The organism is Marinobacter sp. C2H3 (genome assembly GCF_037080155.1).
Classification (GTDB): domain Bacteria; phylum Pseudomonadota; class Gammaproteobacteria; order Pseudomonadales; family Oleiphilaceae; genus Marinobacter.
Genome location: NZ_JBBBNZ010000005.1, coordinates 45,360 through 62,941, shown reverse-complemented (window position 1 = coordinate 62,941; position 17,582 = coordinate 45,360). Strand labels below are relative to the sequence as shown.

Here is a 17,582-nt window from a genome sequence, read left to right as displayed (position 1 = left end):
GTAAAGGAGACAGGCCATGCCCGCCTATAAACGAGTGCTCGTTGCGATTGACCTGACCGAAGAGGCCCCCCAGGTACTGGACAAGGCCAAGGCGGTCTGTGAGGCCCATCACGCCGAACTGATGCTGATGCATGTGGTGGAGCCCGTGGGCTACGCGTACGGGGGGGATATTCCGATGGACTTGTCGGAGCTTCAGGATCAGCTAGACAAGGCCGCCAGGGAGCAGTTGCACACCTACGGTTCACGTTACGGCGTGGCCGCCGAGCGGCAGGTCGTGACGGTTGGCAGGCCCGAATCGGAGATTCACCGGGTCAGCCAGGAGTTTGGTGTGGATCTGGTGGTCGTGGGCAGTCACGGCCGCAAGGGCTTTCAGCTGTTACTCGGGTCGACCGCCAACGGTGTGCTCCACGGCACGGAATGCGACGTGCTGGCGGTGCGCATCCACTGACCGGCGACACCAACCTCAGCGGCGGCCGGCCCCTGCCCGGGGGCTTACTCTGACGGCGGGCCTCAGGCGCCCCGCAGGCGGGCTTCCAGCTTGCGCAACTGGCTCTCCAGAGACACGCTCACGCTGGATGCCATCGAGAAGAAGTTGAGCAGCGCCTTCAGGTTGCTGTCGCCCTGGCAGACCGCATGAATGCGCTGCCACAGGGCCTGGTTGACCAGTTGAAGCTTCTGGTTTCGGGCGACCAGCCCCTTCAGGTCCCAGTCGGGCGTCTCTCCCGCCCGTTTCGCGTAGTACTGCTCCAGAAGATAATGGGACACGCTACGCATGATGAACTCATCGCTGCTGGCAAACGGCAAATGATGAATCGCCATGGATCGCAGCTCGCCGAGGATCGGACAACCGCTCACCGCCATGTTCAAGCCCAGCAGGGACCGTAACGCCTCCTCCATCGAGGTCTGCTTGCGATAGGTTCGGCGGTCGTCGGTGACCTCCACGTCCACCTTCGCGTACGCATCCTCCCCGCCAAACGCCTCAACCACCGGCAATATCGCCAGTGCCGCCGGGCAGTGGGGTGAATCCTCGGCCTTGAGGGGGCAGTTGCTGCATTTGCAGTGATCGAGCCGCGTCCAGGCGGGCGGCTTTTGGGGTTTGGGGGCGGGCTCACCCGACACGCGGAAGGCCACGTGACGGCCATCGGCAAAGCGGAAATCGTAGTGGACGTTCATTGATTCGCCTGTTCTTCCAACTCCATCCACCGTTCCATCACCTGTTCCAGGCGGGCCTCCGTGCTCGCCAGCGATTCCAGAACAGCCGCGACATCGTCCGGTGGGCCTGAATAAAAATCCGGTTTGGAGATTGTAGCCTGCAGGTCGGCAACTTCCTGCTCCAGTGTCTCAATTTTGTGAGGCAGTTGCTCCAACTCCCGTTTCAATTTGTAGCTGAGCTTGACCGGGCGGTTACCGGACGCTGGCGCGGGGGCGGCTTTCTGCCCGGCATCACCGCCGGCCCGACCGCCTTCTGCGGCGTTACCTGCCCCGGCGCGATCCGCCCTCGCCTGCTGGTCCGGCCGCCGGCCGGATTGCTCGGAGGGGAAGCGCCCGCCCTGCCGACGCCAGTCCGCGTAGCCGCCCACATACGTGCGGACCGCGCCGGTGCCGTCCAGGAACAGGGTGTCGGTGACCACGTTGTCCAGGAATTCCCGGTCGTGACTGATCACCATCACCGTCCCCTGGAATTCCGAGAGCTGCTCTTCCAGCAGTTCCAGGGTTTCCACGTCCAGGTCGTTGGTGGGCTCGTCCAGTACCAGCACGTTGGCCGGCTTGCTGAACAGTTTGGCCAGCAGCAGCCGCGCCCGTTCACCGCCGGAAAACACCCTCACCGGCGAGCGGGCTCGCTCGGGCGTGAACAGGAAGTCCTGGAGGTACCCGAGCACGTGTTTGCTCTGGCCATTGATATCGATGAACTCCCGGCCCTCGGCCAGGTTGTCCAGGGCGTTGCGCTCCAGATCCAGCTCGCCCCGAAGTTGATCAAAGTACGCCACCTGCAGCTTGGTGCCGAGCTTGATGGTGCCCTCGGTGGGTGCCAGATCACCCAGCAGCAGCCGAACCAGGGTGGTCTTGCCGGTGCCGTTTTCCCCCACCAGGCCGATTTTGTCGCCCCGAAGGATCGTCAAATCAAGGCCGCGCACCACGTCCGAGGCGCCCGGGTAATGGAAGCCGGCGCCCCGGGCCTCCACCACGAGTTTGCCGGAGCGGTCCGCCTCTTCCACGGCGAAGCTGGCGGTGCCGCCCCGATTGCGGCGCTGCCGGTGCTCCTCCCGCATGCTCTTGAGGGCCCGCACCCGCCCCATGTTGCGGGTGCGCCGCGCCTTGATACCCTGGCGAATCCAGGCTTCTTCCTGCTTCAGCCGTTTGTCGAACAGGGCGTTGTGTCGCTCCTCTTCTTCCAACGCCTTTTCCTTGAGTTCCAGGTAACGGTCGTAGGTGGCAGCAAAACTGATCAACTGGCCGCGATCGAGTTCCACAATTCGTGTCGCCATCCGGCGAATGAAGGCCCGGTCGTGGCTGACAAACAGCATGGCGCCCCGGAACTGGGACAGCGCGTCCTCCAACCAGGCAATGGCCGGAACATCCAGGTGGTTGGTGGGCTCATCCAGCAGCAGGATATCCGGCTCCGCCACCAGTGCCCGAGCCAGCAGCACTCGGCGCTGCCAGCCACCGGACAGGGTGTTCAGGGTGCGGTCCGGATCCACCCCATACTGGGCAAGAATGGACGTCACTTTCTGATCCAGTCGCCAGCCATCGAGGGCCTCCAGGCGCTCCTGTACCCGGGTCATCCGGGCCAGGCTGTCGTCATCGGCCTGCTGCGTCAGGCGGTGGAATTCCGCCAACAGGGCGCCGGTCTCCGGAAACGCACCGGCCACCACTTCATAGGCGGTGCGAACGTCGTCCGAGGGCAGGTTCTGGGGCAGCACTGCCAGCACCGCACCGTCGTCCAGGCGAACCAGACCGCCATCGGGGGTGACTTCACCGCTGACGATTTTCAGCAGGGTCGATTTCCCTTCCCCGTTCCGGCCCAGAAGACACACGCGCTCTCCGGCATCCACCGAGAGGTTGGCGCCGTCCAGCAGCGCGTGCATTCCGTAGGAGAGGGTTACAGCATCCAGGGTGAGCAAAGGCACAGTCAGCGGGTCTCCGAAGTGATCACGCGCACCGCATCGCCGATTCGCAGGGTACCGGGACGGTCATGCACGGCGTTCATGCCGAAGATGACGCCATCCTCGGTCTTCCGGTAGCCGGCAAGCGTGCGCAAAGGTTGAGCGCCAGCATGCTTGATCCCGGTGTACGGGTCCACCGTTGTCATCACACAGCGTGAGCAGGGCTTGACCAACGACAGCTCATGGTCGCCAATGGCCAGCGCTCGCCAGTGGTCTTCCTCCCACGGCTCAGCCCCTGCGACCACAATGTTCGGGCGAAAGCGACGCATGGACACGATCTGTTCCAGACGCTGGTTGAGGTCCTCCAGTGAGGCCTGATTGGTTACGAGAAACGGGAAGCCGTCGGCAAACCCCACTCGCCGCCTTTCCGGCACCCGGCTGGGGTCAATCTGTCGGAAGCTGCTGTCGGGCATGTACACCAGCCGGACCGGGTGCTTCAAGTAGTCGCTTAGGGCCTGGTTGGCGCTCGCCGGGCCGGGAATGGCCATCACCGTATCGCGCCACACCTCGACGGTGACGGCGTTGCCAATCGGTTCGAGCAAATGCACGCCAGCGTCCGGCACGGTGATGGTCACCCTGCCGTCCTCAAGTCCGGCGGTCACCAGGGCCAGCTCCGGCCGCTCCCGCTGGGTCACAAACCGGTTGCTGGCATCCACGATCATCCACCGGCGGTCCCCGGCGGGGCCGAATTCATCGAGGGTCATCTGGTCAGCGGGAAGACCGGCCAGGGACTTGACCGGGTAGAGGTAGAGCGCTTGAACGTGCATGTCGGGCGAACTCCCCAAAGAAAAAAACCCGGCCTTTTGCAAAGCCGGGTTTCGGAATCTGGAGCGGGAAACGAGATTCGAACTCGCGACCCCAACCTTGGCAAGGTTGTGCTCTACCAACTGAGCTATTCCCGCACATCAACGCCTTGCTGCGTCAACGGAGGCGTATTCTACGGATACCGCGGTCTCCGTCAACACCTTTTCTCAAAAAATTTCAGTGAGGTGACCGGCGCCGCGACGGTCCCCTGATCACGCCGGGCAGCGTCTAGCTGTTACCACCCTGCCCACCGCCGGAAGCAGCCATTCTGGAATCATCGCAGTGCAGGAAGCTGCTGCTCTGCAACCATTTTTGGTCCGGGTAGTACTTGAACACCAACTGGCCGCCCTTCAGGTCGTCTACCACCTCTTCGATGATCCGGTTGTCCACCGCCGGACAGCCCAGACTGCGGCCAATGCGCCCATACCGGTTGACCCATTTCGGGCTGACGTAATCGGCGCCATGGATCACGATGGCCCGCTCCCGGGCCTGGTCGTTGATACCGGGCTCCAGACCGTCCAGCCGCAGGGAATAGCCGTGCTTGCCGTAGTAGGTCTCGGAAGCACGGAACAGCCCAATGCTCGATTTGTGGCTACCCTCCCGATTGGAGAACTCGGTGGAACGGGTGGAACCGGAAGCCCGGCCGTGGGCCACCAGATCCTTGATCAGCAGGGACGCGGAGGACAGGTCAAAAATCCACATCCGCTTGCGGTTAGACGGCAGGGAAAAGTCGATCACCGCCAGCCGCTTGGGCATGGCAATACCGCTGGAAACGGCGCACCGGGAGGCTTCAAGCGCCTTGTTCAGGACATCCCGGTTGAGCTGCGGCGCCGCCGACGCCAGCCGCTGAAACAGGTCCCGGTCGAACGGTTGCGCGGTGGCGCTCGTCGGGAGACAAAGGAACAGAGAGAGAATCAGACCAGCACACGCACACGGACTGAAGCTTCGCATTCAGGATCACCTGGAGGTAGAAGGTTTGGGTTGTACCGGCTCCGGAATCTTTCCGGACAACAAAACTGTGCACCAGTTTACCAGCGCCAAACGCCAACCTGTTCATATTGTGCAGTTTTTATACAAAACTTTAACGAACGCTACGCGCGCTTCACAAAACGCCACGGGCGCTACTGGCCGAACCGGGCACCACCAGACGCCATATAGGCCTCTTCTTCCGGCGTTGAACGGCGGCCCAAGGCCTTGTTTCGGTGGGGGAAGCGGCGAAACCGGCGAATAAGGTCCTGGTGAGCCTCGGCCGACGCCTGGAAATCTTTCATGAGTTCGGCCAAAGGGCCTTCGGTTGACGCGACGAGCTGGGTATAGCACTCCACCGCCAGTGCCTGGTCGTCCTCCCGCTCCGAGTGCTGGAGCGGCATATAAAGGAACGCTCTCTGCACCGGTGGCAGCGCCATGTCGAAGCCCTTGCGCATGGCCTGCTGACAAAGCTGACGGGCCTGGCGGTCCTGATCAAAGGCCAGCGCGACGCCCCGGAAGATGTTGCGGGAGAACTGATCCAGCAGAAGGATTTCCGCGAGCGCTCCGCCGGCGTGCCGGCGCCAGTGCTCCAGGCCATGTTCCGACGCAAACAGCACCATGGACAGAAACCGGCGGCGCAACTCCTGATCGAACCGCCGGTCCGAACGAAACCACCGGCGCCGATAGGCGGTCTCCGGCAGTCCGTCGTCGTCGAGCGGGCCAAACCAGAAATCCAGAATCTCATTCCAATCGAACATTCCCCAGTACTCCTGCGGCAGACGGTTGTCGGCGGAAACCCGGGTCGGGCATGATGTCGATACGACCCGGGCATGATTCCTCAACCCGCCGCGCCCTGTCCACTGATCGACGACCCTGAGTGAGGATAGAAACCTGTCATGACCATCGCCACCGGCATCATCCTTCTGGCCCACGGTAGCAGCGATCCGCGCTGGTGCGAGACTTTCGAACGGCTGGCGGCACCCACCGTGAACGCGGTGCCCGGAGCCCGGATCGCCTACATGGAACTGGCCTCCCCCAGCATCGAAGATGTGGTCCGGGACGGCATGGCCCAGGGCCTCCGCCAGTTCGAAGTGATTCCCCTGTTCCTCGCCGCGGGCCGTCATCTTCGCAAGGACGTACCTGCCATGCTCGAGGCGCTGCGAACCGCGCACCAGGTCGATATCGCCCTGGCACCGCCGGTGGGCGACAGCCCGGCGCTCGGGAACGCCATCCGCGACCTTGTGCTCGAACGTCTGGAGGCATCATGAGCCGCCTGCTGATCACCGGTGGAACCGGCTTCATTGGCCGCGTGCTCTGCCGCCACCTCTTGGCCCGGGGCGATGATCTCTGGGTACTGAGCCGCAAGACCCCGGCAGACGTTCAGGCCATCTGCGGGCGGGTCAGTTGCGTGTCCAGCCTGGACGCCCTCCGGGAGGTCGACGGGTTTGACGCCATGATCAACCTTGCCGGCGAAGGCATTGCCGAGAAACGATGGTCCGAGGCTCGGAAACAGGCGCTCAGGGACAGCCGTATTGCCCTCACCGAACAGCTTGTTCAACTCATTGAGCGGTGGCCCCTCAAGCCGTCAGTACTGGTGTCTGGTTCCGCGGTGGGGTTCTATGGGGACAAGGGCGACACGCCAGTGACCGAAGCGACGCCCCCCCACGACGAATTCACCCATCGGTTGTGCCGGGACTGGGAGGCCGCCGCGAACCAAGCATCCGCCTTGGGGGTTCGCGTGTGCCTGTCTCGCACCGGCGTCGTCGTCGGGGCCGGCGGCGGCTTCCTGCAGCGCATGCTGCCGCCGTTCCGGCTCGGTCTGGGCGGCCGGCTGGGCGACGGGCACCAGTACATGCCCTGGGTGCATCGGGACGACGTGGTCCGGGCCCTGCTGTGGATGCTCGATAGCCCGGATGCGTCCGACGCCTACAACGTGGTCAGCCCCGCGCCGGCGACCAACCGGGACTTCACTCGGGCCCTTGGCCAGGTTTTGGGGCGTCCCACGCCCTTCCCGGTGCCGGCTACCGTGCTGAAGCTGGGCCTGGGCGAGATGGCCCGACTGCTGCTCACGGGGCAAAACGCCCGGCCACAGCGACTTCTGGAAGCCGGGTTCGAACCTGCCTGGCCTGAGCTGACTCCGGCGCTGGACGACGCCGTTAACGGCGGCAGAAAAAATACCGCGAACCGTTGACAGAGGCTCAGACCGAACTTAATATACTCGCCACCTCGACGAGGTAAGCGGTTGAAAACGTTGCGTCCCCTTCGTCTAGTGGCCTAGGACTCCGCCCTTTCACGGCGGCAACAGGGGTTCGAACCCCCTAGGGGACGCCAATTTTTCCGCTCTGAAGCAACGTTCACTGCTTGCCTCCCTTTCTTCCTTCCTCACACCTATTTACCAAACCACAACACATTTCTGTCGATTTTTCCTGTATTTGCAGAGCATTTTAAAAACACTGCTGCTATATTCGACCTGTTGTCGCGCGCCGTGCCGCGCCTGAGCATCACCGTATTGCAGGAACCGAGGATGGCGGACCGGACGTCATGAACCCAGTGTTGACAGGACTTCAGCGCATTCGGGCGAATTCGCCGCTCTCATTCAGGCTCCTGGCCTGGATTCTCCTGTTCAGTTCGCTGTTTACGCTGATCGCCTCCGGCATCCAGATCTACTCCGACTACACCAAGGACCTGGACCAGATTGACCGGCGCATGGACGTTATTGAATCCGGATACTCCTCCAGCCTGTCCCGCAGCCTCTGGGCCCTGGACCAGAAACTCCTGCAAACCCAGATCGAAGGCATCCTCAGCCTCCCGGACATCGTTCACATTCGCCTGCGCATTGAGCCGGACTCTGAACTGGTGCTGGGGGACGTGCCCCGGGGCGAGGAGACCCGCGTTCACAGCTTCCCGCTCTACCATGAGGGCGACCGGAACGTGAAACTCGGTGAGCTGACCGTGACCGCGAGCCTGGCTCGGGTCTACCGGGAAATGCGGCGCAAAGTGGGCGTCATCCTTGCTACCCAGTTTTTCAAAACGTTTTTCGTGTCCGTGCTCATTTTGTGGATTTTCCGGTTCCTTGTGACCCGCCACCTCGCCCGCATGGCCGACTACGCCCGGGATCTGTCCCTGGAAACCCTGAGCCAGCCGCTGACCCTGGACCGCCCGGATACGCCGGGCCATCGACGGGACGAACTCGGCCGGGTCACCGACGCCATCAATCAGATGCGCGAGCGCCTTAACGCCGACCTCGCCCGCCAGGAGCACGACGCGGCGGAGATCCGCAAGTTCTCCAAAGCCATCGAACAGAGCCCGTCATCCGTTCTGATCTGCGACCGGCAATGGCAGATCGAATACGCCAACCAGAAATTCAGCCAGCTCACCGGCTTTGAGGCCAAGGCCATTCTCGGGAAACACCCGGCGGAACTGACCGACGGCAGGGTCGACAAGCGGGAAAGCCGACAACTGTGGCAGTCCATCCGGCTCCAGGTCCAGCGGGTCGGTGTCTGGCAGGGAGAGGTCAACAGCATCCGCCGCAGCGGCGACCGATTCTGGGAACAGCTGATCGTTACCCCGATCAAGGACGCCAGCGGCGACGTCACCGGTTACCTGATCCTCGGCGAGGACATCAGCATACGAAAACGCTACGAACAACAGCTGCTTCGTCAGGCCAACTACGACATCCTCACCGGCCTGCCCAACCGCATGCTGGCGCTGGATCGCCTGAAGCTGGCCCTGGCCCAGGCGCGCCGGGAAAACTCCCTGGTCGGCGTGATGTTCCTGGACCTGGACAACTTCAAGCACATCAACGACACCCTCGGCCACGACGCCGGGGACAATCTGCTGATTGAGGCGGCCCGGCGAATTTCCAGCTGCCTGCGGGGCACCAGCACCGTGGCCCGCCTGGGCGGCGATGAGTTCCTGGTCATCCTGCCCGGGTTGACCGGCGCGGAGGCGTCATCTCAAGTTGCCGAACGGATTCTGCAGACCTTTTCCTCGCCCTACATGCTGAACGGCCAGGAAGTGTTCGTCACCACCAGCATTGGCATTGCCATCTTCCCGACCGATTCCGACAACAGCGGCACCCTGCTCCAGCACGCCGATGCCGCCATGTATCAGGCAAAGCATAAAGGCAAAAGCGCGTTCGCCCACTTCGCCCCGGAAATGACGGAAGTCTCCCATGAGCGCCTGCAGATGGAATCACGCATGCGGCGTGCCCTGGAACTGCGGGAATTTGAGCTCTACTACCAGCCGATCGTCAATACCGACACCGGCCAGCTTCATGGCGCCGAAGCCCTGTTGCGCTGGAACAACCCGTCCATGGGGATGGTGATGCCGGACCGGTTTATTCCCCTGGCCGAAGAGACCGGCATGATCATACCCATCGGCGAATGGGTGATCGAGCAAGCCTGCCGAGCGGCGGTCTACTGGCGCTCCCTGGTGGGCCGGGACATCGGCATCTCGGTGAACGTCTCCCCACGCCAGTTCCGGGACCCGGGCTTTACCGGGGTCGTGCTCGATGTGCTGGGCCGCACGGGCCTGGACCCGACGTTGCTGGAGCTGGAAATTACCGAACGGCTGCTGCTGGACAATTCCATCGAGACGGCGGAGATCCTTCGGCAGCTGGACCAGGCGGGCGTGCGCCTGTCGGTGGACGATTTCGGTACCGGCTATTCGGCCCTGAGCTACCTGAAGAGCTACCCGTTCGACACGCTGAAAATTGACAAGTCGTTCGTGCAGGATGTGCTCAAGGAGCCGGAGGATGCGTCATTGGTGCGCGCCATCATCAACATGGCCCATAGCCTGGGCCTGGCGGTGGTGGCCGAAGGGGTCGAGGAAGAGGCGCAAACCCATTTCCTGCGCCACGAGGGCTGCGATCTTTCCCAAGGCTATTTCTATGCCCGGCCGCAGCCGGAAGCGGACTTTGAACGCTGGCTGGAAACCAACGACCGGGCCCGCTTCCTGAACGCGTAACGTCCGGTTAGCGCTTGAGGCTCTTCTGGCGGGGTTTGCTGACCTTACGACCCTGCTTGGCATCGTTGTCTTTCTTCACTTTCTGGCGGGGCGTCAGGCGGTTCACCCGATTAGCGAACGGGTTGTCGCCGGACTTGAACTCAAACCGCAGCGGCGAGCCATTCACCTTCAACACCTTGCGGAAGGTGTTTTCCAGGTAGCGCTTGTAGGCGCCGGGCAACGCGTCGGTCTGATTGCCATGGACAACCACCACCGGCGGGTTGGAGCCGCCCTGATGGGCGTAACGCAACTTGATGCGGCGGCCCTGGACCATTGGCGGCTGGTGCTGGGCCACCGCGTCCTGGAGGATGGCCGTCAGCCGGTTGGTGGGCCACTTGGCCATGGCCGATTCGTAGCAAGCCTCAATGGAATCGTAGAGCACACCCACGCCGGAGCCGTGCAGCGCCGAGATATAGTGCTTGTCCGCGTAATCAATGAAGTCCAGCCGGCGGCGAACCTGTTCCTTAACTTTCTCCCGGGCCTCCGGGTCCATGCCGTCCCATTTGTTGACCGCGACCACCAGGGAGCGGCCAGCGTCCAGCACAAAACCGATCAGGTGAAGGTCTTGATCCACCAGCCCTTCCCGGGCATCAATGACCAGGATCACCACATGGGCATCGTCGATGGCCTGCAGGGTCTTGATGATGGAAAACTTCTCCACCGTCTCCCGCACGTTCTTGCGGCGGCGTACGCCGGCGGTGTCAATCAGGGTATAGGGCCGGTCGTGGCGCTCGTAGGGAATGTAGACGCTGTCCCGGGTGGTGCCCGGCATGTCGAACACAATCACCCGTTCTTCGCCCAGCAGACGGTTCACCAGGGTGGATTTCCCCACGTTCGGCCGGCCCACCACGCCGATGCGAATGCCCGGGTAGCGGTCCGCAACGTCCGCCTCGGCGCCCTCTTCCGGCTCCGGCAACAGAATCTCCAGCATGGACCGAATGCCCCGGTTGTGGGCGGCGGCGATCTGGAAGGATTCCTCTAGCCCGAGCTGATAGAAATCAGCGGCGGCAACATCCGGGTCCTGCCCGTCGGTCTTATTGACCACCAGGTACGCCTTCTTGCCGCTGCGACGGAGCTGATCGGCAATCATCTCGTCGCCAGCGGTCAGGCCAGCACGCCCGTCCACGAGGAACAGCACAATGTCCGCTTCCTCGACCGCCTGCAGCGACTGCCGCGCCATTTCGGCGTCTATGCCCTGCTCGTCGCCGGTCAGGCCTCCGGTGTCGATGACAATGAAGCGGCGACCCTCAATGTTACCCTCACCGTATTTCCGGTCGCGGGTCAGGCCGGGAAAATCCGCGACCAGGGCGTCCCGGGACCGGGTCATCTGGTTGAACAGGGTCGATTTGCCAACGTTGGGCCGACCGACAAGGGCGATCACAGGGGTCATGTTACTTGGGTGCTCTCGTTTAACGTACGTTATTCAGAAGGTTGGAGCTTGAGAACGGCCAGACGGCCGCCGTTTCCGTAAACGAGCAGCTTACCATCCCCCAGGGGCTGGACCGGTACGCGGATTCCCTCATCATCGAATTCGGTCTCGCCCTGGAGGCTGCCGTCCTTGAGGGACACAGCGTAGAGGTAGCCTTCAAAATCGCCGACGACCAGATGATCGCCAACCACCACGGGCTGGGTCAGCTGGCGCCAGGCCAGCTTGTCCTGACGCCAGAGCTCCTGACGATCCGAACCCTGCAAAGACACCAGATCGCCGTTGGCCAGGGACAGGAAAATGTTGCCGTCCGCCACGGACGGGGAATACAGGCTGGACGCCTTGGTGCTCCAAACCTCGCGACCAGTCTGGATATCAATCAGGGCCAGTTTGCCCTGGTAGCCGACCACCATGAGTGCCCGATCGAGCACCAGAGGCTGCCCGGTGATGTCCACGAGACGTTCCAGCTCCGTGCGACCGCTCGGCTCGCCCACGTCATACTGCCAGATCGGCTGGCCACTGTCGGCCGCCAGGGCGATCAGTTTGCCGTTGGCAAACGACGCGATCACCACGTCGCCGCCGACCAGCGGCGCCGCCGCCGCCCGGAGGCTCAGCGCCGGATTGGTGCTCTCATACTGCCACTGGCGCTCACCCTTGGCGGTATCGAACGACAACACCCGGCCGTCGGTGGTCTGCACCACCACCAGCGAACCGTTGGATTGCGGTGCGGCCAGCACCTCGGTGGGCAACGCGGTGCGCCACAGTTCCTTGCCATCGTCCCGGGACAGGGCGATCAGTTCGGCCTTGCGATTGACCAGGTAAAGGTGCCCAGCGTCGCCACCGACGCCGGCAAAAATCCGGTCGTCCAGTTCCCGCTCCCACACCAGACTGCCGTTGTCGGTCTTTACCGCCACCACGTCGCCGTCGGCAGAGGCCGCGTACAGCGTATCGCCAGCGTTCAGCGGGCCCAGGTAAAGAAGGCTGCCGTCATGGCCATCGCCGACAGACATATCCCACACTTCATCGAACTCAACACCGCCACTCACCTCCGGCACCGGCGCCGGCTGCTCGAACGTGTCGGTCGTGCTGCAACCCGCCGCGGCAAGTAGCGCTCCGACACCCGCTGCCAGAAGGCCGCAACGGAGTGCTTTGCTCAAGACCGGCATCAGGCATCCCCCCCGACGCCGAGGTCTGACAGTTTCAGCTCGAGGACGCCGCTGCGCCCCTGCTTGCTTTCCTCGCGGGCGGCCAGGTACGCCTTGCGGGCACCGTCCCGATCGCCCTTGGCCAGCAGGATGTCGCCTTTGAGTTCGGAGAACAGTGAAGCAAAGCTACCCGGCGACTTGACGCTCTCAATGGTGGCCAAGGCCTCATCGTATTGGCCGGCCGCCATCTGGGCGCGGGCCAGGCGATTCTGAACCACCAGCCGCAGGGCGGCGTGATCGCCGACGTTGGCCAGGGCCCACTTCAGGGACTCCTGGGCCGCTTTCGGATCGTTGTCGGCCATCAGTTGTTGGCGGGCCACCAGCAGGTTGGCGTAGACCGCATACGCGCTGTCACTGTGTTGCTCCCGCAGCTGTTTCGCCTCGTAAGCCACGGTTTCCCGGGCCTCCTTGCTATCGGCGCCGGAGAACGCGTTCAGCAGGTTGGTGAACTGGTTCGAGGCCTCGGTACGTTCCTGGGCCTGTTTGTTCTGCCAGGCCTGCCAGCCAAAGACAATGGCCAGGGCCAACGCGATGCCCACAAGCAGCGACGTTCCGTTGTTCTTCCACCAGTCCTTGATCGCCTGGATCTGCTCTTCTTCCGTCCGAAGTTCGGCCATGTTGACTCCTGTTACGAGGGTTCGATCTTGTCGTTTTCAGTTCAGTGTGCGAGCGCCCGGGACAGGGCCTCGGCCAGCTCATTCTGCGACACGGATTGCTGCGGTTCGTCCGAACGCAGCGGTTTCAGGGCCGCCGTTCCCTCAGCCAGTTCATTCTCACCGAGAATCACCGCGTACCGGGCACCGCTCTTATCCGCTTTTTTCATCTGACTCTTAAAGCTGCCGCCGCCACAGTGCATGACCACCGCGTGGCCGGGCAATCCATCCCGCAGACGTTCAGCCAGCGCCATGGCGGGCCCTACAGCGGGCTCTCCCATGGCCATCACGTAAACGTCCACATCGGCGTTCACGTCCGCCGGCACAAGGTCCAGGGTCTCCAGCATCAGGATCAGCCGCTCGACGCCCATGGCAAACCCCACCGCCGTGGTCGGCTTGCCGCCCAGTTGCGCCACCAGGCCGTCGTAACGTCCACCGGCACACACGGTACCCTGGGCGCCAAGGCTATCCGTCACCCATTCGAACACGGTCTTGCCGTAGTAATCGAGGCCCCGAACCAGCGCAGGGTTTACCGTATACGCAATACCGGCGGCGTCCAACAGCGCTTTGAGCTGATCAAAATGGGCGCGGGACTCCTCGTCCAGGAAGTCCGAAAGACTGGGCGCATCCTCCAGCAAGGCCCGGGTTGACGGGTCCTTGGTGTCGAGAATCCGCAGCGGGTTGGTTTGCAGCCGCCGCTGGCTGTCCTCGTCCAGTTGGGATTTTACCGGCTCCAGGTGCGCCACGAGTGCTTCCCGGAAGGCTTTTCTGGCATCGGAGGAGCCAATGGAATTGATTTCAAGGCGGGTGTGGCCATCCAGCCCCAGCGCGCGCCACAACCGCGCGGTCAGAACCAGCAGTTCCGCGTCAATGTCCGGCCCGGCCATGCCAAAGCACTCCACGCCAATCTGGTGGAACTGGCGATACCGGCCCTTCTGCGGCCGCTCGTGCCGGAACATCGGGCCGGTGTACCAAAGACGCTGGGTCTGGTTGAACAGCAGCCCGTGCTGCTCTGCCGCCCGTACGCAACCGGCGGTGCCTTCCGGACGCAGGGTCAGACTGTCCCCATTGCGATCGTCGAAGGTGTACATCTCCTTCTCGACAATGTCAGTGACTTCGCCGATGGACCGCTTGAACAGGTCAGTCTGCTCCACGATGGGCATGCGGATTTCCTGGTAGCCATACTGCCCCAGCACCTGCCGAACCGTCCTCTCAACGTACTGCCATACCGGTGTTTGCTCCGGCAGGATGTCGTTCATCCCCCGGATTGCCTGAATCTTTGCCAAGAATAACCCTTACGTCTGCTGTCTTGGTGGTGTGTATACGCGCCCGTTCAGTCGCCGGAACGAGCGATGATCGCGTCCGCGTCTGCCTGCCGCTTGGCAACCTCATCGCGGATCAAGCGCTCCAGATCGTCGGTCAGCGTCGCGTTATCCAGCTTCTGGTTCGGCTTGCCCCCGAGGTAGAACAGGTTCTTGGGGCTGCCGCCGGTCAGGCCGATATCCGCTTCTTTCGCCTCGCCAGGGCCGTTCACCACGCAGCCGATGATGGCTACGTCCATGGGCACATTGACGTCCTCCAGCCGGTTCTCCAGATCGTTCATGGTCTGGATCACGTCGAAGTTCTGCCGGGAGCAACTCGGACACGCGATAAAGTTGATGCCCCGGCTACGCAGGCGCAGGCTCTTGAGGATGTCGTACCCAACCTTGATCTCCTGAACCGGGTCTGCCGCCAAGGACACCCGGATGGTGTCACCAATGCCGTCCATCAGCAGCATCCCCAGGCCAATCGCTGATTTCACTGTGCCGGACCGGAAACCGCCCGCCTCGGTAATGCCCAGGTGTAGCGGCTGCTCAATCTGGCCTGCGATCTTGCGATAGGCGTCCACGGTCATGAACACTTCGGAGGCCTTGAGGCTGACCTTGAAATCCTGGAAATCGTGGCGGTCCAGAATGTCGATGTGGCGCATGGCGGATTCCACCAGGGCGTCCGCCGTCGGCTCCCCGTACTTGCGCTGCAGTTCCTTTTCCAGGGAGCCGGCGTTTACACCAATCCGGATCGGAATGCCCCGGTCCCGGGCGGCGCTGATCACCGCGCTGACCCGGTCTTCCCGGCCAATGTTGCCGGGGTTGATGCGCAGACAGTCGACGCCCAGCTCGGCCACCCGCAGGGCAATCTTGTAGTCAAAATGAATGTCCGCCACCAGCGGAATGTCCACCTGGGCGCGAATCTGGCCGAACGCCTCGGCGGCGTCCATGCTCGGGACGGACACCCGCACGATATCCGCGCCGGCCTCCTGAAGCGCGCGGATCTGGCCAACGGTGGCCGCCACGTCGCAGGTTTCGGTGTTGGTCATGCTCTGCACGGCGATGGGCGCGTCGCCGCCCACGGGCACGTTGCCGACCATGATCTGGCGGGATGTGCGTCTGCGAATCGGGGAGTCGTGCTTCATGTCGTGATGACCCGTACTGTGTCGAATGTCGTCTGGTCGAAAAAACCGGTGGCTTACCGCGTCAGGGTAAATTCCGCCCGGTTGTTGGACGCCGGATACTGGCTCAGGTTCACCGTCCGTCCGTCAAATTCCATGGCCTGAACCGCGTCCACCGCCCCGATGACAACCTTCATCGGAGCCTTACCGGACACGGAAAGGCGATCGCCGGCTCGCTGGAGAGATGCGGTCAACCGCTGACCGTCCGCGTCGATGATCTGAATCCAACAATCCGCGCTGAAGTTGATTACCAGCGGTGTCTGGCCTGAGTCTGCGGCCGGTTGAGCGGCCTCGGCAACGGGCTCTGCGGCCTCGGCTGCGTCACCGGCCAACAGCGTTGGCTCGTCAACCGGCTCCCGAACATTGTACGGTGCCTCAACGGACGCCGAGCCGTCGGTCGCCGCGGCCGGGTCCGTCACCTGCCCCGTGACCATACCGTCTTCTGCGACGGGGGCATCGGCCGATGACTCGTCCGTGGCCGGATCGGGCAGGCTGTCAGCCGGCGCCTCGGCGCTATCCGGAATTGGCGTCTCGCTGTTGTCGGCGCTGGTGTCGGCGCCGCTGGAAACGTCACCGGTGCCACTGCCGGCGCTGTCGGCAGCAGGCGCGTCGGACGCGCTATCGCTGCTGACCGGCCCGCCCGGACGGAGCACATAGGCCGTCAGCACGCCAATGACCACCAGCAGCGCCACCACCGCTAATACCCGGGCAATCCGGCGTTTGCGCCGCCGCCGGCGCTCGATGTCCACCAGCGGATTGGCTTCCAGTGCACGCTCTCGCTCCAGGCGCAACGGCTCCAGTTCCTGGTCGAGCTGGGCAATCAAGGCGTCGGGCTCAAGACCAACCTGAACGGCGTAGGTGCGGACGTACCCCTTCAGAAACAATTCGCTGTCGATGCGTTCGTGTTCGCCGTTCTCAATCGCCTGAATAACGGCCGGCCGCAGGTGCTGGACGTTGGCCACGTCACTGACGCTCAGGCCGCGCTGTTCACGGGCCTGTTTGAGCTGCTGGCCGACGGAAAGGATCGACTCTGACTGGGGAACGTCATCACTCGCCATGGGAAATCAGCACCTTATATTGTTGGTATTCCACCGAATCCGGGAAGTTATTCCTGAGCATCAGGGCAAGGCTGGCTTCCTGATCCCGGTCGCCAAAGTGGCGCGCAATGCGGATGCCGGTGTAGAGGCTTTCCGCCGAATGGGTTACCGACTTGTTGCGGGCCATGATGGACAGCAGACGGCTATAGTAGCGGGACGCCATGCTGTATTTCTCTTCTTCCACCAGCACCCGGGACAGAGCAAGGAGCGTTCGCGGCTCGCCGCGGGACAGCTCCACCGCGCGGGTGTAGGCGGTTTCCGCCCGCTCCAGCTCTTTCAGACGTTCCTCGGTGAGGCCCAGGTTGAAGAACACGGAGGCGCGGTCGTCGTAATCGGTATCCCGGGACGCGGCCATGAACTGGTTGCGGGCGTCCTGGAAGCGCCCCTGGGCGTAAAGAAAAGCCCCGTAATATACCCGCCCCCGGGTGTATCCACTGTCGGAATCAATGGCTTCTCGGAAACTGCGTTCCGCCAGCTCGGGTTCGCCGTTGGCGTTCTCCACCAGGCCCCGGGCGGACAGCGCAGCGGCGTTATCCGGGTCCAGTTCCAGGGCGCGGTCCAGGTGATGCCGGGCCCGCTCAAAGTTGCCCTGGCCGATATAGGCCGTCGCCAGCTTGACGTAGTTCTGGATGGCTTCCTGCCGGTCAGCCTCGCGGGCAAAGGGGCTGGTACTGGTGGTTACGCAACCGGACAATGCGACCAGCCCCACCATCAGGAACGCCACAGAGACTTTTCGGATCATGGGTTGTGTCCTCACTGCTACGCCATC

At 63.1% G+C, this 17,582-nt stretch carries 16 protein-coding genes and 2 tRNA genes; 5 read left to right on the top strand and 13 right to left on the bottom strand.

The genetic code is table 11. From position 1 onward, the window contains the following. Positions 1–16: 16 nt before the first annotated feature. Entirely contained in the window at positions 17–448 is a 432-nt protein-coding gene (locus tag V3388_RS14000) for a universal stress protein (RefSeq protein ID WP_336368196.1), read from the top strand. 62 nt (positions 449–510) lie between these two features. Here V3388_RS14000 and V3388_RS13995 read toward each other — a convergent pair whose 3' ends face one another. The 6 genes from V3388_RS13995 to V3388_RS13970 form a co-directional block, all read right to left on the bottom strand. Further along, positions 511–1,173 (bottom strand): DUF6901 family protein, encoded by a 663-nt coding sequence (locus V3388_RS13995; RefSeq protein ID WP_336368195.1) that lies wholly within the window; start codon positions 1,171–1,173, stop codon positions 511–513. Then, entirely contained in the window at positions 1,170–3,128 is a 1,959-nt protein-coding gene (locus V3388_RS13990) for an ATP-binding cassette domain-containing protein (RefSeq protein WP_336368194.1), read from the bottom strand. The genes V3388_RS13995 and V3388_RS13990 overlap by 4 nt, the downstream gene beginning before the upstream one ends. Positions 3,129–3,130: 2 nt before the next feature. Continuing rightward, complete coding sequence (locus V3388_RS13985; protein WP_336368193.1) at positions 3,131–3,931, bottom strand: MOSC domain-containing protein; 801 nt, start codon at positions 3,929–3,931, stop codon at positions 3,131–3,133. A gap of 59 nt (positions 3,932–3,990) precedes the next feature. Beyond that, positions 3,991–4,066 (bottom strand) — tRNA-Gly (locus V3388_RS13980). Between the two features lie 130 nt (positions 4,067–4,196). Beyond that, positions 4,197–4,919, bottom strand: coding sequence for a murein L,D-transpeptidase catalytic domain family protein (locus tag V3388_RS13975; RefSeq protein WP_336368192.1), 723 nt, complete (start codon positions 4,917–4,919; stop codon positions 4,197–4,199). A 170-nt stretch (positions 4,920–5,089) separates the two neighbouring features. Beyond that, positions 5,090–5,695: a DUF924 family protein gene (locus tag V3388_RS13970; RefSeq protein ID WP_336368191.1), complete on the bottom strand. Its 606-nt coding sequence runs from the start codon at positions 5,693–5,695 to the stop codon at positions 5,090–5,092. 138 nt (positions 5,696–5,833) lie between these two features. On the opposite strand from V3388_RS13970, the gene V3388_RS13965 reads away from it, so the two are divergent. The 4 genes from V3388_RS13965 (at position 5,834) to V3388_RS13950 (ending at position 9,905) form a co-directional block, all read left to right on the top strand. Continuing rightward, entirely contained in the window at positions 5,834–6,205 is a 372-nt protein-coding gene (locus V3388_RS13965; RefSeq protein WP_336368190.1) for a sirohydrochlorin chelatase, read from the top strand. After that, positions 6,202–7,128 (top strand): TIGR01777 family oxidoreductase, encoded by a 927-nt coding sequence (locus V3388_RS13960; protein WP_336368189.1) that lies wholly within the window; start codon positions 6,202–6,204, stop codon positions 7,126–7,128. The genes V3388_RS13965 and V3388_RS13960 overlap by 4 nt, the downstream gene beginning before the upstream one ends. A 64-nt stretch (positions 7,129–7,192) precedes the next feature. Continuing rightward, positions 7,193–7,268: transfer RNA gene (locus tag V3388_RS13955), tRNA-Glu, on the top strand. A 210-nt stretch (positions 7,269–7,478) separates the two neighbouring features. Further along, a complete protein-coding gene (locus V3388_RS13950; protein WP_336368188.1) occupies positions 7,479–9,905 on the top strand; it encodes a bifunctional diguanylate cyclase/phosphodiesterase in 2,427 nt (808 codons plus the stop codon). A gap of 7 nt (positions 9,906–9,912) precedes the next feature. Here the strand turns inward: V3388_RS13950 and der are convergent, their stop codons facing one another. Genes der through pilW form a run of 7 tightly spaced genes read right to left on the bottom strand, consistent with a single transcriptional unit; the run spans position 9,913 to position 17,555 of the window. Then, entirely contained in the window at positions 9,913–11,334 is a 1,422-nt protein-coding gene (der, locus tag V3388_RS13945) for a ribosome biogenesis GTPase Der (RefSeq protein WP_336368187.1), read from the bottom strand. A 29-nt stretch (positions 11,335–11,363) separates the two neighbouring features. After that, entirely contained in the window at positions 11,364–12,536 is a 1,173-nt protein-coding gene (bamB, locus tag V3388_RS13940) for an outer membrane protein assembly factor BamB (protein ID WP_336368186.1), read from the bottom strand. Beyond that, entirely contained in the window at positions 12,536–13,192 is a 657-nt protein-coding gene (locus V3388_RS13935) for a YfgM family protein (RefSeq protein WP_336368185.1), read from the bottom strand. The genes bamB and V3388_RS13935 overlap by 1 nt, the downstream gene beginning before the upstream one ends. 41 nt (positions 13,193–13,233) lie before the next feature. Beyond that, the gene (hisS, locus tag V3388_RS13930) at positions 13,234–14,514 is read right to left on the bottom strand and encodes a histidine--tRNA ligase (protein ID WP_336368184.1); all 1,281 of its coding nucleotides are present in this window, start codon (positions 14,512–14,514) and stop codon (positions 13,234–13,236) included. A 47-nt stretch (positions 14,515–14,561) separates the two neighbouring features. Next, positions 14,562–15,680, bottom strand: a complete 1,119-nt coding sequence (gene ispG, locus V3388_RS13925) for a flavodoxin-dependent (E)-4-hydroxy-3-methylbut-2-enyl-diphosphate synthase (RefSeq protein WP_336368183.1) — start codon at positions 15,678–15,680, stop codon at positions 14,562–14,564. Positions 15,681–15,733: 53 nt separating this feature from the next. Then, positions 15,734–16,774 carry a RodZ domain-containing protein gene (locus V3388_RS13920; RefSeq protein ID WP_336368182.1) on the bottom strand — a complete coding sequence of 347 codons (1,041 nt, stop codon included), beginning with the start codon at positions 16,772–16,774 and terminating at the stop codon, positions 15,734–15,736. Then, a complete protein-coding gene (gene pilW, locus V3388_RS13915) occupies positions 16,764–17,555 on the bottom strand; it encodes a type IV pilus biogenesis/stability protein PilW (protein ID WP_336368181.1) in 792 nt (263 codons plus the stop codon). Before pilW ends, V3388_RS13920 begins: the two co-directional genes overlap by 11 nt. Positions 17,556–17,582: the final 27 nt, after the last annotated feature.